A 16,318-nucleotide genomic window follows, 5' to 3' on the forward strand; every position below is an offset into this window, starting at 1 on the left:
TGTGCTAGTACCTCCGCGCTTTTTCTTTCCATTCGGTCATGAATTCCTTGTAGTGTCGGTAGCGGCTCTCCGCGATGCCACCGCGCTCCAGCTCGGCCAGCACGGCGCAGCCGGGTTCGTGAATGTGCGTGCAGCCCCTGAACTTGCAGCCCTGCGCCAGCTCCCTAAACTCGCGGAAACACGAGCCAATCTCGTCGATCCCGAGCTCCTGAAAATCCAGCTGGCTGAATCCCGGCGTATCCGCCACGAATCCCCCGCTCGGCAGCTCGACGAGCTCTACGTGACGCGTCGTGTGCTTGCCGCGGCCGAGCTTTTCGCTGATCTCGTTCGTTTCCATCGTCAACCCCGGCACGAGCGCATTGAGAAGCGAAGATTTGCCGACGCCCGATTGGCCCGCGAATACGTTGACATGGCCGGCCAGCAGGCCGCGCAGTTCCTCGAGGCCGGTGCCCTGGCGCGCGCTGACGGCGAGGACCCGGTATCCGATACCCTCGTACAGCGCCACCGCGTCGTCGATATCCCGTCCGATTCTTCCCGCTTCCTCGGACCGCTCGGCCGCGTCGAGCTTGGTCAGCACGATGAGCGCGTCCATTCCCGCATGCTCGATATGCACGAGGAACTTGTCGAGCAGTTGCAGGTTGAGCTCCGGCCGAATCACGGAAAACACGAGCACGGCCTGGTCGGCATTGGCGACGGGAGGCCGGATCAGCGACGAGGATCTAGGCAAAATGCCATTGACCGCGCCTTCTCCGTTTTCCGTCTCCTCGTACACGACCCTGTCCCCGACGAGCGGAGATTCGCCCCGTTTTTTGAAAATGCCGCGAGCCCTGCACTGGATCGTCATATCGCGCTGCTCGTCGCTTACATAATAATAGCCGCTTAGCGCCTTGACGATGATGCCCTCGCGCTCGTTTACGGTCGGACGCGCTGCGTCGTTGCCCTTTTTTTTCATGGGTTAGCGCGTCCTTTGCCATTGTCCTCGCCATTGCCCTTATCCTTCTCTGGGCCTTTGCCGTTCGCTTTGCCGTTAGCCGCGCCTACGGACGTATTCTCGTTGCCGGGATCGTCTCCCGGAGGATTCGATCCGTCGTTCGTCGGTTGTTCGATCGTCCCGTCGGCCGGCGTATCGACCGGCGGCGTCGGCGTCTCCTCCGGCGGCGTCGGCGTAGGGTCCGGCGTCTGTTCTACGTCCGCGTACGGAACCCGGATTCGATCCAGGAACTGATCGTCGCGGTATACCGTGATCTGGCCTTCCTTGTCCGGCGACACGACAAGCTTGATCGGGAACGTCTGCGTCGTCTTGATCTTCTTCGTGCCCCACTCGCTATCGCCGCGGGCATCCGTCAGCAAAATCTTGACCGTGCTCGTCTGCCCCTCGACCGCGGGCGATACGGTTACGTTCCAGGTTTTCTCCTTGGCGTCCGCCGGGTATCCGCTGCTGATCCAGATCGTGACTTCCGTCCCCGGCGTCACCAGTTCGTTCTGCTCTGCGGGGAACTGCTTGAACACTTTGCCTTTGGTCGTGTAGCTCGGCTCCTGCAGCACCTTGTCATTCGGCAGCGACAGATTGCTCTTGGTCAGCTCCGCCCGCGCCTCCGACAGCGACATGCCGATCAGATTCGGCATCGGGAACGATTCGGGGCCCTTGCTGACGTTCAGCGTAATCGTATCCTTTTCCGGATCGTACGTGCCGCCGGGAGCCGGCGACTGACTGAGAACCGTGCCTGCAGGCGCCTCATCGTTGAATTTCTCGACTTTATCGACGTTCTTCGCCCCTTGGGCCTGCAGCGCCTCGACGGCGTCTTCGTACAGTTTGCCCGTATAATCGTCGAGCGTCGGCAATTCCTTGCCCAGGCTCACCGTCAACGTAATGAGCGACCCGCTCTTGACCGGCATGTCTTGTTTGCTCTGCCTGATGACGAGATCCTTGTCTACCGTCTCGCTCTGCTCGTAGAGGACCGGATCCGCGACCTTAAGGCCTGCCTTTTCCAGCTCCGCAGTTGCAACCTCGAGCGTCTTGTTCACGACAGTCGGCACCTGTACGTCCGGGGACACCAGCTGTCCTTTCAGCGCGAAAATGGCCCAAATGAGAATGGCGATCAAAATGGCGGCGATGACGCCAAATATGACGGGCAGCACCCATTTTTTGCGCTTGCGCTTTTCGGCGGCGCCTTCGCGCGTCTGCCTTTCTTCGGGGGGCCCGTTTTTTCTGGAGCCTTTGCCGGCGAGCGTCTCCTCGCCGGAAGAGCGCATCTCCGGACGGATCGCCGGAATGACGCGCGTCTGCTCCTCCTCGTCGGCATCGCTCGGGAAGCGAACCTTGGGCTCGTTCAGCCGCTGAGGCTGCAGGCAGGTTGCCAGATCGTCGAGCATATCCTGCGCCGAGGCATACCGTTCGAGCGGATTTTTGCGCATCGCGCGCAAAATGACGTTTTCCACGCTCTGCGGGATCGACGGATTGACGAGACGCGGATCCTCGAACGGCTCCTGCAGATGCTTCAGCGCTACGCTGATCGGACTCTCCCCGAGGAAAGGGAGCCGTCCCGTAAGCATCTGGTACAGCACGATGCCAAGCGAATAAATGTCCGACTTCTCTCCGGTGGCCACGCCTTTGGCATGCTCCGGGGAAAAATAATGGACCGAGCCGACGACGGATCCGGTCTGCGTAATCGTCGACGACGTGGCGGCGCGCGCGATGCCGAAGTCCGTCACCTTCACCCGGCCGTTCGTGCCGATCAGGATGTTGTGCGGCTTGATGTCGCGGTGAATGATCTGGCTCTGGTGCGCGTGGTCGAGCGCGTCGCAAATTTGCGAGGCGATGCGAACGGATTCGTTTACCGCCAGTGGCGCCCGTTCGCGGATAATCTCGTTCAGGTTCGCGCCGTCGATATATTCCATGACGATATAATGAGTGTCTTCTTCCTGGCCCACGTCGTAGATACTTACGATATTCGGGTGGGAGAGCGCGGCGGCCGACTGGGCTTCGCGCCGGAAGCGGCGCACGAACTCGTCGTCGTGCATGAACTGCTGCCGGAGCACCTTGACCGCGACGAACCGGTTCAGCAAAATGTCGCGGGCCTTGTATACGAGCGCCATGCCTCCGCCGCCCACGCGGCTGAGCAGCTCGTACCTGCCGCCCAACAAATGTCCGATCGCAGTCATGATGTTCCTCCATCCCGCGTCCCGGTACCCGCCTCGTATTCGATCAAGGCGACCGTCACGTTGTCGTCGCCGCCGGCGGTGAGCGCCAGCGCGATCAGACGGTCGGCGCGTTGATCCAGGGTGACGCCTTCGGTATTCATCGTATCGAGTATAAGGGCTTTGTCTACCAGCGCGCTTAAACCGTCGCTGCAGATCAACAGACGGTCGCCGGGCAGCATGTCGATCCGCTGCAGATCGACCGACACATCCGCATCGGTGCCGAGCGCGCGCGTAAGTACGTTGCGCCGGGGGTGGTTCGCCGCCTCCTCCCGGCTGAGCTGACCCGAACGGGTGAGCTCGTTGACGAGGGTATGGTCGTCCGTCAGCTGCTCGATGGCTCCGCCTCGGACACGATAGGCGCGGCTGTCGCCGATATGGCCGATCAGACCCTCCTGCTCGTCAAGAAGGGCAACGACGACGGTCGTGCCCATGTTATGATATTGGGGATGCGTAGAAGCGGCTTCGAACACCGCGGCGTTCGCCGCAAGGACGATGGCCTTGAGCTTTTCTTCCGCTTCGAAAGCCGAGAGTACACCCTCCCATGCGGACAGCGACTTCGACAGGCTGTCGACCGCCAGCGTGCTGGCGACGTCGCCTGCATTGTGTCCGCCCATGCCGTCCGCCACAGCGGCGGCCGTCAGGCCGCCCGGCGTCGTGCCGACCCAAGCTCTGTCTTCGTTCAGTTGCCTGACTCGTCCGATATGACTGCGCACAGCCGTCTTCAAACCCGTCACCTCGCCTGCTTCTCCATGTGCTTGGCTCGCAGCTGGCCGCATGCCGCCGCGATATCGTGCCCTTGCTCCCTGCGGATGGTCGCATTGATATTCCTGCGCTCGAGGATGCGATGGAATTCGAAAATATCGTCGCGCGGCGTGCGGACGTAATCCCGCTCGGGAACGTAGTTGACGGGAATCAGGTTGACGTGGCACAGCATGCCCTGCAGCACATCGGCCAGCTGCTCCGCATGCTCGGGACGGTCGTTGACGCTGCCGATGAGCGCGTACTCGAACGTGATGCGGCGCCCCGTTTTCTCAATATAATATTTGCAGGCGTTCATCACTTCCTCGAACGGATACCGTCTGTTAACCGGCATGAGCTTCGAGCGCAGCTCGTCGTTCGGCGCGTGGATCGAGATCGCCAGGTTGATCTGCGTGTTCTCGTCCGCGAACTTCAAAATGTTCGGTACGATGCCGCTCGTCGAAACGGTGATATGGCGCTGTCCGATATTGAGCCCCTTGGGATGGGTCATCGTCCGCAGGAACGTCATCGTCGGCTCGTAATTCTCGAACGGCTCGCCCGAACCCATAATGACGATGCTCGATACGCGCTCGCCCTCCGGATCCAGCAGCTGCTGCGCCTTGACGACCTGCGCGATAATCTCGCCCGCCGTCAGGTTGCGCTTCAGCCCGCCAAGCGTCGAAGCGCAGAACGTGCAGCCGATCCGGCAGCCGACCTGCGTCGTCACGCAGACGCTGTTGCCGTAGTTGTGCCGCATGATAACCGTCTCGATCGCATGGTTGTCGGCCAGGCCGAACAAAAATTTGACCGTTCCGTCCTTCGATTGAAGCTTCGTGATCTCGGTCAGCGTGACGAAGTTGAAGGCGTCCGCGAGCTTCTCGCGCAGCGCCTTCGGCAGGTTCGTCATGTCCTCGAACGTGCTCACCCGCTTCACGTACAACCAGTCGTAAATCTGGCCTGCGCGAAAAGCCGGCTCTCCCGCGGACTTCACCCAGTCCTGGAGCTGATCCAGCGTATAGTCGTAAATAAAAGGCTTCCCGTCAGCGGGAACGTAATCTTTATTTTTTAATCCAATCAAGGATAGTCACCACCATTCGCTCTATTTTACCATAAACGCCGCCTTCGCAGTAGAAGGCGGCTCATTGTCCGCTTGAAGGAGAAATGCTCGAATGAACGCTGCGCCGGGCTCGTGCGCCGCTCCTTCCTCGCGTAACGCGCCGTCCGTCAATCCGCCCGGACGAGCCGCGCGATGAAAAATCCGTCGCTGCCGAAGTGCTGGGGCAACAGCTGCGCCATGCCCGGAAAGTCGCCGCCTGCGATGCCGGCATCGCGGAGCGGCGCGAGCGTCTCTTCCGGCCAGCCGGGATCGAGCTTGAAGTGGGGATGGGTCGTCAGAAAATCGCTTACCGCCTCTTCGTTTTCCTCCGGCGCAATCGTGCAGGTACTGTATACGAGTCTGCCGCCCGGCTTCACCATCCGCGAAGCCGATTCGAGCAGCCGGCGCTGCAGCGACGCGAGACTCGCCACGTCTTCCTCCGTCTTGTTCCATTTAATCTCCGGCTTGCGGCGGATGACGCCGAGGCCGGAGCAAGGCGCGTCGAGCAGCACGACGTCCATCGAACCCGGCGCGAGACGCTCGGGCAGCGACAGCGCGTCCGATACGGTGGTAACGACGTTCGGCAGGCCAAGCCGGTCCGCCTGTTCCCGGATGAGCGCTTCCTTGTGCGGATGCACGTCGTTGGCGGTAACCCGTCCTTCGCCTGCCATCCGCTCGGCCAGGTGGGCGGCCTTGCCGCCGGGCGCGGCGCAGCAGTCCAGCACGTTCATGCCGGGCTGCGGATCGCAGACGGCGGCCACGAGCATCGAGCTCTCGTCCTGCACCGACAGGCGGCCGGACGTATACCACGGCGTCTGCGCCAGGCTGCCGGCGCGCGCCGCCACGATGCCGTCGGGCGACAGCTTCGACGGCTCGGCGTAGATGCCCGCGCCGGTGAGCTCCGCGAGCAGCGCGTCGCGCGTGCCGCGCAGCCGGTTCGCGCGCACGGACATGTGCGGCGGCTCGTTGCCCGCCGCCATAAGCGCCTCGGTGCCGGCTTCGCCGTAGGCGGCGATCCATCGCTCGGCCAGCCACAGCGGATAGCTGTGGGCGAGCGAGAGCCGCTCGGCGGCGGGGAGCTCCGCCGGCAGAGACGGCGCCACGCCTTCGCGCAGCAGGGCGCGCAGCGTGCCGTTCACGAGGCCGGCGATGCCGCCGTGGCCGCGTTTCTTCGCGATGCGCACCGCTTCGTCGGTGACCGCGTGCGCCGGTACGCGGTCGAGCCAGCGAAGCTGGTAATAGCTGAGGCGCAGCAAGCAGCGGACCCATGGCTCGACCTTGTTCGGCCAGCCCTTGACGCGCGCCGCCAGCACATGATCGATCGTCAGCCGGCGCTGGATCGTGCCGTAGACGAGTTCGGTCGCGAGCCCCGCGTCAGGGCGGGACAGTCCGGCATCGGTCAGCACGCGGTTCAGCTCCAGGCCGCTGAAGGCGCCCTGCTCTTCGACGCGCAGCAGCACGCGAAGCGCGACCTCGCGCGCCGTCTGCGGCTTGCGCGCCGCGGGCGGGTTTGAAGGTTTGGCGGCAGCGGGAGGGAGCCGGCCCGGCTGCTGGCCGGGTCGTTGGCCGGAACGTGAACCGGGACGCTGCGCGTACGCGGGACGTTGGGAAGACGTCGTCCGTTGGGCGGTTTTAGGTTGTTGGGCAGACGGCCGTTGCGCGGGCTCGGACCTTTGCGCCGATACTGGCTGTTGATCGGGCCGCTGCGCAGATGCTTGACCGGCACTTGGCACTGGTCGTTGGCCTCGATTTTGCTTGGTTGCCTGGCCGGGACCGGGCGCCGGTCGTTGGCCGCGGTTCTGCGCGGATGACTGGACGGGACCGGACGCTGATCGTTGGTCGCGGTTCTGATTGGAAGCAGCTTGCCTCGATTTTGAACCGCGTCGCCCATGAGCGGCCGCTCCCTGCGAATGGACATTGCCGCCGCGATAGGACGCTCCCTCTCTCTCTCCCCGCACGCCCGACGGTTTGCCGTTTTCCCGGCTTGGTGCCGTCGACTTTTGGGATCGATCCGGATTTATAGGTTGACTCATTATAACACCTCTTTGATCTGCTCCCCGGGAGCTCAAACGAGCCGACGACGCGCATTTCTGCCTATTTCTAGCATGCCCGCTCGCGCCGCTCTCATTTCATGCATTCAAATATAGCACAAAGTGCGCAAAGGTTCATATGAATAACCACTTTATTGCAGTTATGAGACGGCATGAGAAAAAAAGCGCCTATCGGGAAGAGAGCGAGAGTAGCGGGAACCGCGCGGTGGGAACCGTCTGCTGGTTCGATTAGGGAGACAATGAATAGCAGTTTACATCGTGAGGCGGAAAGTCGCCGTACTCCGCGGCAAGGCGTGCATCCGCTCAGGCCAACTTGTTTCTAACCGGGACTTCTGCAGCCAGGGCAGGCAGCAATCAGGCCGATTTGTTTCTGACTGAGACCTCCGAGGCAAGGCGGGTATCCGCCCAGACGGATTTGTTTTCAATTAAGACTTCTCGACCGGCTTAAGCAGTCGGCGATCTTTCCGTGACGGGACTTTTATCCGACCGTGCGACTGCCCAAGCCATAAAAAAACGACGCCCGGTTAACCGAGCGTCGTTCCCGGGGCCAGCCTGGCCCCTCTGGCGTAGTCCGCGGCGGACAGCCGCTTCTTGCCAGCCGGCTGCACCTCCGTCAGCACGACGCTGCCGTCGCCGGAGCGCACGCGGATGCCGAAGGCACCGCTGTCAAGCACCGTGCCGGGCGCAGCCGCCTTCCAGTCCGCCGCAAGCTTCGCGTCCGCCTCCGAAGGCACGGCGATGCCCCAAACTTTGAACACCTCGCCGCCGAGCATCGTGAATGCGCCCGCCATCGGAGACAAGCCCCGCACGCGGTCGAACAGCTGCCGCGACGTAGCGCCGAAGTCGAGCCGTTCGTCGTCGCGCGTCAGGTTCGGCGCATAGGTCGACAGCGCGTCGTCCTGCGGCTCGCGGGGCGCGTCGCCGGCGATGAGCCGCGGCAGCCACTCGCCGAGCAGCTCGGCCCCGGCCACGCTGAGCTTGTCGAACATCGTGCCCGACGTGTCGGCATCGGTGATCGGCAGCTCGACGCGGGCGATCATATCGCCCGTGTCGAGGCCTTCGGCCATGAACATCAGCGTGACGCCCGTCGACTTTTCCCCGTCGATGACCGAGCGCTGGATCGGCGCCCCGCCGCGGTAGCGAGGCAGCAGCGAGCCGTGCACGTTCACGCAGCCGAGACGCGGAATGTCGAGCAGCGACTTGGGCAGAATTTGCCCATAGGCCGCCGTCACGATCAGATCCGGCGCCAGCTCGCGCACGGCCTCGACCGCTTCCGGCGCGCGCATCCGCTCCGGCTGCAGCACCGGCAGGCCGCGCTCAAGCGCAAACGCCTTGACCGGCGGGGGAGTCAGCTCCCGCTTGCGCCCCTTGGGCCGGTCCGGCTGGGAGACGACCGCGACCACGCGGACGTCCTCACGCTCTAGCAACAGGCGCAGGGAAGGTACGGCGAAGTCCGGCGTTCCCATGAATACGATTCGGGTCATGCCTTACGCCTCGCCCTCTTCTGCCGGCTCAGGCGCGCGGCGCTCGTAGATCGATTCGGCTAGGTCGATGAACAGAACGCCGTTCAAGTGGTCGATTTCGTGCAGAAACGCTCTTGCGAGCAGCTCCGTGCCTTCGAACTCCACCGGATTACCGTTGCGGTCCTGCCCTTTGACCTTCACCTTGAGCGGACGGCGCACGTCGCCTTGGAGCCCCGGGATGCTGAGGCAGCCTTCCGGTCCGAATTGCTCGCCCTCGGAGGAGACGACCTCCGGATTAACCAGTTCGATCAGGCCGTGCTCCTCGTCCGCGTCGACCACGATCACGCGCTTGGAGACGCCTACCTGCGGCGCCGCCAGACCGACGCCGTCGGCATCGTACATCGTGTCGGCCATATCGTCGAGCAGCTTGTGCAGATTGGCGTTGAACTTCGTTACTTCCTGCGCTCTCTCGCGCAGCACGTCATCAGGATGCTTCACGATCAATCGAATCGCCACGCCATCCCCACCTTTCAGTCTATATCTAATGTAAAATGCCGATAAACATGCGTGCTTAAAGCATCATCTGCGGGTCAACGTCCACCCCGAGCTGCACGCCATGGCGCTTCGCGCCCTCCTGAAGTTCCTTCAAAACCTCGGCTGTCCAGCCGGGCACGTCGGGATTTCCCTGATATTTTATCATACATTGAAAACGGTAGCGATCCTTGAGCCGCGCGATCGGCGACGGAACAGGTCCGAGCACCTCGACGGCGATCCCGTCCGGACCGGGCCTGCCGTCCGCCTTTGCGCCGGCGGCGGCCGCGCGCTCCCGCATCCTGGCGGCGAACGTCTGCCCCATGGACAGCAGCAGCGGCACCTGCTCGTGCGTCAGCGTAAGCGTGAGCAGCCGCCCGTAAGGCGGATAGCCGAGCGCGCGGCGATGCCGGAGCTCCTGGTGCGAGAAACCGCGGTAATCGTGCCGCTCGACGGACGCGATCGACGCGTGCTCGGGCTCGTACGTCTGGACGATGACCTCCCCGGGAAGCTCGTGCCTGCCGGCGCGGCCCGCCACCTGCGTGAGCAGCTGGAACGTTCGCTCCGCCGCCCGGAAGTCCGGCAGCCGCAGCGCGGCGTCCGCGGCGAGCACGCCGACCAGCGTCACGTACGGAAAATCGAGCCCCTTTGCGACCATTTGCGTGCCGAGCAGCACGTCCGCCCGGCGCTCGCGGAACTCCGTCAGCCAGCGCTCGTGCGATCCCTTTTCCGTCGTCGTATCGACGTCCATGCGAATGACGCGGATGCCGGGAAACGTCGAGGCGAGCGCCTCCTCCACCTTTTGCGTGCCTGTTCCGAAAAAACGGATGTGCGGGCTTGCGCATGAAGGACAAGCTTCCGGTTCCCGCTCGGAATAGCCGCAATAGTGGCAGCGCAAATTGCGCGAGCCCCGGTGATAGGTCAGCGCGATGTCGCAGTGCGGACAAGAAGCCGTGTACCCGCAGGAGCGGCACATGACGAACGTCGCGTAGCCGCGGCGGTTGAGCAGCAGCACCGTCTGCTCGCCGCGCGCTAGCCGCTCGCGCAGCGCGTCCGCGAGCGCCCGGCTGAACATCGCGCGATTGCCGAGCCGCAGCTCCTCGCGCATGTCGATGATGCTAACGCGCGGCAGCGGACGGTCCGCGACCCGCTGAGGCAGCGGCACGTAGACGGGCACGACCTCCTCTCCGCGTCCCCCGATGCCCGGCGCGATCTCGATCGCCGCGCCGTACGTCTCGAGCGACGGCGTCGCCGAGCCGAGCACGACGGCCGCGCCGTGCCGCTGCCCGCGCCGGACCGCGACATCGCGCGCGTGATACTTCGGACTCTCTTCCTGCTTGTAGGTCGTCTCGTGCTCCTCGTCGATGATGATGAGCCCGAGCCGGGAAAAGGGCGCAAAAATAGCGGAGCGCGCGCCTACCGCCACCGTCGCTCTCCCCTCGCGGATCTTGCGCCACTCGTCGTACCGCTCGCCGCTCGACAGACGGCTGTGCAGCACGGCGACCCGCGCGCCGAAGCGACTCTTGAACCGCTCCACCATTTGCGGCGTGAGCGCGATCTCGGGTACCAGCACGATCGCTTCGCGTCCCTGCCGAAGCGCCTTTTCGATCGACTGCAGGTACAGCTCGGTCTTGCCGCTGCCTGTCACCCCGTGCAGCAGAAATACCCGGTGCGCCTCGCGGTCCACGGCGTCGGCAATGGGGGCGAACGCCTGCTGCTGCGCCGGCGTCAGCGGAAGCGGGGCCGACGGCTCGAAGCTGCGGCCGGCGTACGGATCGCGCTGCACGGTCACCGACTCGAGCTCGATCAGCCCTTTGTCGGTCAGGCTGCGGATGACGGCCGTCGTCGTACCCGCCGCCTCGGCCAGCGCCTGCTGGGCGATCGGCTCGTGATTCGCGAGCAAGTAGGCGAGCACGTCGCGCTGCTTGGCCGCCCTGCCGGGAAGCTCGAGCAACGCGCGGCGCAGCTCGGCCTCGGACGGCGGAACGACCGTCAGCACGGTTTTGACCGACAGGCGGTCCTCTACCTGCTGCCGCTCTTCCAGCTTGCCCTCCTTAAGCCAACGCTTGACGGCGGCTACGCGCTCCGGATGCTGCTGGAGCAGCTGCGACAGCTTCAGCGTGCCCTGCCGCTCCAGCGCCTCCAGCAGCTCCGGCTGCTCGAAACGGTCCAGAGGGGTCCACTCCGCGTTCGGCGCAGCGGAGATATACTTCTCGGTCCTGCCCTTCAGCGCGGCGGGCAGCATCGCCTGAAGCGCGACGGTGAGCGGGCACAGCCAGCGCTCGCTCATCCAGATTCCCAGCTCCACAAGCTCAGGCGACAAAGGCGGAACGGCGTCGAGCACGTCGGCGATCGGCTTCAACCGCCTGCGATCGACCTCCGAATCCTCGGGCAGCTCGAGGACGATCCCTTGGAGCGTCCGTCCGCCGAAGGGCACCGCCACCCGGCTGCCGACCTCCACCCAGCCTTCCAGATGCGCGGGCACCAAGTAGTCGAACGGCCGGTCCGCGTCGCGAGTAGGCACGTCTACGCTGACTCTGGCGACGCTCATGCCAGCGGGCCTCCGTCTTCGCCGGCGCGAAGACCCGGCGCGCGCGCGAGCGCGATCCGCCAGATGCGGCCGGCAGCCTCGCGCTTGGATTGGAGCGGCAGCGATTCGACGAGGCCTTCGGCGCCGTACAGGCTCAAGATGTTCGTATCCGTGCCGAATCCCGCGCCGGCCTCGGATACGTTGTTGGCGGCGATCAAATCGCAGCGCTTGCGGCGCAGCTTGTCCAGCGCGTAGCGTTCGACGTCGCCCGTCTCCGCGGCAAACCCGATAATATATGGCTTGTCCTTGCCCGCGCCGCCGCCTTCGAGCTTCCAGTCGCCGATCGCCTGCAGGATGTCCGGATTGCGGACGAGTTCAAGCGTCAGCTTATCCGGCCCTTTTTTCATCTTGACCTTCTCGCGCTGTACCGGCCGATAGTCCGCGACCGCCGCCGCCTTGATGACGACATCCATTGCAGGAAGCCGCGCCAGGACCGCGTCGTACATCTCTTGCGCCGATTCGACCCGCACGACCTCGGCGCCCGGCGGCGGCTCGAGCTCCGTCCGCGCCCAGACGACGGTCACGTCCGCGCCGAGCGCGCGTGCCTCCTCGGCGAGCGCGAAGCCCATCTTGCCGGACGAGTCGTTCGTAATATAGCGGACCGGATCCAGCCGCTCGATCGTACCGCCCGCCGTGATGAGCACCCGCTTCCCGGCAAGCGGCTTGGGACCGGCGAGCAGCTCGACCACGACCTGTACGATCTCGTCGGGTTCGGCCAGCCTGCCCTTCCCGACATAACCGCAGGCGAGCTGGCCGGTGCCGGATTCGACGAACCGCACCCCGCGGCGCGCAAGCGTGTCCAGATTGTCCTGCACGGCGGGATGCGCCAGCATGTGTACGTTCATCGCGGGCGCGATCAAGACCGGCGCCGTCGTCGCCAGCAGCGTCGTGCTCAGCATGTCGTCGGCGATTCCGTGCGCGAGCTTCGCGATGCTGTTGGCTGTCGCAGGGGCGACCACGACCAGATCGGCCGCGTCCGCCCAGTCGATATGCTGCACGACGGCGGCATCCCGTTCGTCGAATACGTCAGTCGCCACCGGATGCCGCGACAGCGTCTGAAGCGTCAGCGGCGCGATAAACTTCGTCGCCCCTTCGGTCATGATAACGCGTACGTTCGCGCCTAGACCGACGAGCCGGCTGCACAGCGTGGCCGCCTTGTAAGCCGCGATCCCGCCCGTGATGCCGAGTATGATGGTTTTGCCTGAGAGCGAATGGTTCATTTAGAGCGCCCCTCCCTCGCGATTCTGAAAAAAAAACAACCTCGAAGGGTTGTTTGCAGCCGTTTATGCTTCTTCTTCGTTCTGTTCCGCGGCCAATTCTTCTTCGGAGATCGCTTCGACCGTAATGTAGTCCTTGAAAATCTCTTCGAGCGCGACGCCTACGACCTTGTGGGACTTGGGCGCGTGCAGCTTGCTGGTCTGGCCCTCGCGCAGCGACCGCGCGCGCTTGGAAGCCGCGACGACCAATGTGTACTTGCTGTCTACCTTGCGGACGAGCTCGTCAATCGATGGGTACAGCATCTAATCACCTCTCCGGTATGTTCTGCTTTTCGCGCAGGCCCTCAAGCTCGACGAACAGCTCGTGCAGGAAGCGCTCGCGCTTGCAATGCTCGGCGATCATAATGCTCTCGATCCGGCGGCAAGCCGCGTCGATCTCGTCGTTGACCACTGCGTAATGGTAATGCTCCAGCAGGTTCATCTCTTCGACCGCGACGGAAAGCCGATGATCGATCGTCGCCTGCGTCTCCGTGCCGCGCCCCGTGAGCCGGTCCTTCAGCTGCTGCAGCGACGGCGGAAGCAGGAAGACGAGAACGCCCTCGGGAAACTTCTCCCGCACCTTGACGGCGCCTTGAACCTCGATCTCCAAAATGATGTCCTTGCCCTCGGACAGCGTCTTCTCAACGAAGTCGCGCGGCGTGCCGTAATAGTTGCCTACGTACTCGGCATGCTCGAGCAGCGCGTCGCGTTCAATCATATCCTTGAATTGCTCGCGCGTCTTGAAAAAATAATTGACGCCGTCGATCTCGCCCGCCCGCGGCGACCGCGTCGTCGCGGAGACGGAATAGGTCAGGTCCGGCAGCTTGCGGCGCAGCGCCGCACAGACCGTGCCCTTGCCGACGCCCGACGGACCGGACAATACGATCAGCAAACCTCTGTTCATGGACTTCCCCGATTCATTCGTCATGTTCGTCGTCTTTGGTGGACAGGCGATGCGCCACCGTCTCCGGCTGGACCGCGGACAGTATCACGTGATCGCTGTCCGTAATAATGACGGCGCGCGTGCGGCGGCCGTACGTCGCGTCGATCAGCATATGCCGGTCGCGCGCTTCTTGAATGATCCGCTTGATCGGCGCGGACTCGGGACTCACGATGGAGATGATCCGATTCGCCGATACGATGTTGCCGAATCCGATGTTGATGAGCTTAATCGCCATGCCACTATTCCCTCCGGTCCATGTCTTGCTGGCAGCGGCCGGATGATGCCGGATAGGCACCATTGTTGCCACTCGCGCGCTTCCGCATACCGCAATCGATGGAATACGCTTGGCACCGTCCGCGTGCGGCATATGTAGAACGCCGGTTCGCGGCAGGCCATATTGATTCATTTTACTTGATAATCGTTGGTCGGACAAGAGGCGCAGCCGCAATTGTCGGCATGAACGCCGCTTTTCTCCTTGACGTAACGCGTCAGCTCGACCGTCATCTCATAATGAAGGAACGGCGTCATGAGATAGATACCGTTAAAATGCTTCATCGCCGCGTCGAGCAGCTCCTTGGCGACCGCGATCCCTTCGGCCTTTCCTTCCGCCCCCTCGAGACCGCGCATCCGCTCGCGGACGGCGTCGGACAACTGGATGCCGGGAACCTCGTTGTGCAAATATTCGGCATTTCGCCCGTTCGCCAGCGGGAAAATGCCAAGGAAGATCGGCACGTCCAGATGCTTGGTCCCCTCGGCGATCCGCTCGATCAGACCGACGTCGTACACCGGCTGCGTCATGATGTAGTCCGCGCCGGCGGCCACCTTCTTTTCGAGCCGCTGCACCGCTTTGTCGAGATGCTTGACGTTCGGGTTGAACGCAGCCCCGATGACGAACTTGGCCTTCTGCTTGAGCGCTCGGCCCGAGAAGGCAATGCCTTCGTTCAACTGCTTGATCATCTTGATGATCTCGAACGATGTCAGGTCGTACACCGAGCTCGAGCCGGGCAGGTCCCCGAACTTCGCAGGGTCGCCGGTCACGGCCAGCACATGGTCGATGCCGAGCGCGTCGAAGCCCATCATATGCGATTGCGTGCCGATCAGGTTGCGGTCGCGGCAGGCGATGTGCACGAGCGGCCGGATGCCGACCCGCTCCTGTACGAGCGCGCCGAGCGCCATGTTGCTCATGCGCGTGACCGCCAGCGAATTGTCCGCCATCGTCAGCGCGTCGGCGCCGGCGTCCCGAAGCGCCGCGGCGCCGTCCATGAAGCGGCCGATGTCGAGATCCTTGGGCGGATCGAGCTCGACGATGACGGTGTGGCGCATGCGGGCGAGCTCGGCGATGTTGGCCGGCTCGCCCCTGCCGTCATCCGCCGATACCGACGGCTGCCGGGACGGCGTTACGACGACTTGTGCGGCGGTCGCAGGCCGCAGCGATTCGGCCAATGACGGCACGTAGCCGCGCAAGGCGGCGGCGATCTCCGCGATATGCTCGGGCGTCGTCCCGCAGCAGCCGCCGAACAGTCGGACGCCGTTGTCCGCGAACGCCCTGGCGTTCTCGCCGAAGTAGGCCGGGGAAGCGGAATAGACGACCCGGCCGTCCTCGTAGTCCGGCAGGCCGGCGTTGGGGAAGGCGCTAAGCGGCAGCCCGAGATCGAGCGGGATATTCTGAACGGCGCGCAATATGCCGTTCGGACCGCTGCGGCAGTTGAAGCCGACCACGTCGGCTCCCTCGTCCCTGAGCCGGCGCAAAGCCTCTCCCATCGGCACGCCGTCGCGCGTCACGGCCGGGTCGTCTACGGCGAACTGGCAAACGACCGGCAGATCGCCCAGCCTGCGCGCGATGCGCAGCGCCAGCATCAGCTCGTCGAGCTCGAAAAACGTCTCGAGCAAAATGCCGTCCGCGCCGGCGCCGACGAGCGCGCCGATCTGCTCCTCGTAGTCGCGGGTAATCTCCGCCGTCCGCGCGTTTTTGCGCTGGCCGGCCCGGATCGCGCCGACCGCGCCGAGCACGTAAGCCGCGTCTCCCCCTGCCTGCCGCGCGAGCGCGACGCCCGCCGCATTAATCTCGGCGGTACGCTTTTCAAGACCGAACCGCACCAGGTTGCCATGCTGCGCGGCGAACGTATTGGTCTCGAGAACTTCCGCGCCTGCGGCCGCGTAGCGGCGATGAACCTCAAGGATCATCTCGGGCTTGATCAGGTTATATTCTTCGAACGCGACGCCGATCGGGAATCCCAGCTGGTAGAGGTAGGTTCCCATCGCCCCGTCGCCGACGAGCGGCCGCTGGCTCAGCGCTGTGCGAAAATCCGGTTTCAAGAGGCTTCCCATCCTATCTATGTCATAAATGATCGTGCGCAGATTCGTTCTATTAATGTAGCATACTTCTTCCCGCGCGGAAATGGCAGTCGCGTCTTCGAAGCTTGAATATCCCTTTAAAAACAGCGAAAAA

The 16,318-nt window shown here is 63.8% G+C and carries 14 protein-coding genes; all 14 read right to left on the bottom strand.

What is annotated here, in order from left to right:
* Positions 1 to 4: 4 nt before the first annotated feature.
* Positions 5 to 952, bottom strand: a complete 948-nt coding sequence (gene rsgA / locus KB449_RS15625; protein ID WP_282909268.1) for a ribosome small subunit-dependent GTPase A — start codon at positions 950 to 952, stop codon at positions 5 to 7.
* The gene (pknB, locus tag KB449_RS15630) at positions 949 to 3,162 is read right to left on the bottom strand and encodes a Stk1 family PASTA domain-containing Ser/Thr kinase (protein WP_282909269.1); all 2,214 of its coding nucleotides are present in this window, start codon (positions 3,160 to 3,162) and stop codon (positions 949 to 951) included. Before pknB ends, rsgA begins: the two co-directional genes overlap by 4 nt.
* Complete coding sequence (locus KB449_RS15635; RefSeq protein WP_282912825.1) at positions 3,159 to 3,926, bottom strand: Stp1/IreP family PP2C-type Ser/Thr phosphatase; 768 nt, start codon at positions 3,924 to 3,926, stop codon at positions 3,159 to 3,161. Before KB449_RS15635 ends, pknB begins: the two co-directional genes overlap by 4 nt.
* Before the next feature lie 5 nt (positions 3,927 to 3,931).
* Positions 3,932 to 5,017, bottom strand: a complete 1,086-nt coding sequence (rlmN, locus tag KB449_RS15640) for a dual-specificity RNA methyltransferase RlmN (protein WP_282909270.1) — start codon at positions 5,015 to 5,017, stop codon at positions 3,932 to 3,934.
* Between the two features lie 146 nt (positions 5,018 to 5,163).
* On the bottom strand, positions 5,164 to 6,495 hold the full coding sequence (gene rsmB / locus KB449_RS15645) for a 16S rRNA (cytosine(967)-C(5))-methyltransferase RsmB (protein ID WP_282909271.1): 1,332 nt from the start codon (positions 6,493 to 6,495) through the stop codon (positions 5,164 to 5,166).
* Positions 6,447 to 6,953 (bottom strand): hypothetical protein, encoded by a 507-nt coding sequence (locus tag KB449_RS15650; protein WP_282909272.1) that lies wholly within the window; start codon positions 6,951 to 6,953, stop codon positions 6,447 to 6,449. The genes rsmB and KB449_RS15650 overlap by 49 nt, the downstream gene beginning before the upstream one ends.
* A 657-nt stretch (positions 6,954 to 7,610) precedes the next feature.
* The gene (fmt, locus tag KB449_RS15655) at positions 7,611 to 8,570 is read right to left on the bottom strand and encodes a methionyl-tRNA formyltransferase (RefSeq protein ID WP_282909273.1); all 960 of its coding nucleotides are present in this window, start codon (positions 8,568 to 8,570) and stop codon (positions 7,611 to 7,613) included.
* Between the two features lie 3 nt (positions 8,571 to 8,573).
* The gene (gene def / locus KB449_RS15660; protein ID WP_217592356.1) at positions 8,574 to 9,065 is read right to left on the bottom strand and encodes a peptide deformylase; all 492 of its coding nucleotides are present in this window, start codon (positions 9,063 to 9,065) and stop codon (positions 8,574 to 8,576) included.
* A 55-nt stretch (positions 9,066 to 9,120) separates the two neighbouring features.
* Entirely contained in the window at positions 9,121 to 11,631 is a 2,511-nt protein-coding gene (gene priA / locus KB449_RS15665; protein ID WP_282909274.1) for a primosomal protein N', read from the bottom strand.
* Complete coding sequence (coaBC, locus tag KB449_RS15670; RefSeq protein WP_282909275.1) at positions 11,628 to 12,890, bottom strand: bifunctional phosphopantothenoylcysteine decarboxylase/phosphopantothenate--cysteine ligase CoaBC; 1,263 nt, start codon at positions 12,888 to 12,890, stop codon at positions 11,628 to 11,630. Before coaBC ends, priA begins: the two co-directional genes overlap by 4 nt.
* A 63-nt stretch (positions 12,891 to 12,953) precedes the next feature.
* Positions 12,954 to 13,190 carry a DNA-directed RNA polymerase subunit omega gene (gene rpoZ / locus KB449_RS15675; RefSeq protein ID WP_277567184.1) on the bottom strand — a complete coding sequence of 79 codons (237 nt, stop codon included), beginning with the start codon at positions 13,188 to 13,190 and terminating at the stop codon, positions 12,954 to 12,956.
* Positions 13,191 to 13,194: 4 nt separating this feature from the next.
* Positions 13,195 to 13,830, bottom strand: a complete 636-nt coding sequence (gene gmk / locus KB449_RS15680) for a guanylate kinase (RefSeq protein WP_277567183.1) — start codon at positions 13,828 to 13,830, stop codon at positions 13,195 to 13,197.
* A gap of 13 nt (positions 13,831 to 13,843) precedes the next feature.
* Complete coding sequence (gene remA, locus KB449_RS15685) at positions 13,844 to 14,104, bottom strand: extracellular matrix/biofilm regulator RemA (protein WP_027084220.1); 261 nt, start codon at positions 14,102 to 14,104, stop codon at positions 13,844 to 13,846.
* Positions 14,105 to 14,271: 167 nt separating this feature from the next.
* Positions 14,272 to 16,185 carry a bifunctional homocysteine S-methyltransferase/methylenetetrahydrofolate reductase gene (locus KB449_RS15690; protein ID WP_282909276.1) on the bottom strand — a complete coding sequence of 638 codons (1,914 nt, stop codon included), beginning with the start codon at positions 16,183 to 16,185 and terminating at the stop codon, positions 14,272 to 14,274.
* Positions 16,186 to 16,318: the final 133 nt, after the last annotated feature.

The sequence above is a fragment of the Cohnella hashimotonis genome (genome assembly GCF_030014955.1).
In the GTDB taxonomy this organism is placed as follows: Bacteria; Bacillota; Bacilli; order Paenibacillales; family Paenibacillaceae; genus Cohnella; species Cohnella hashimotonis.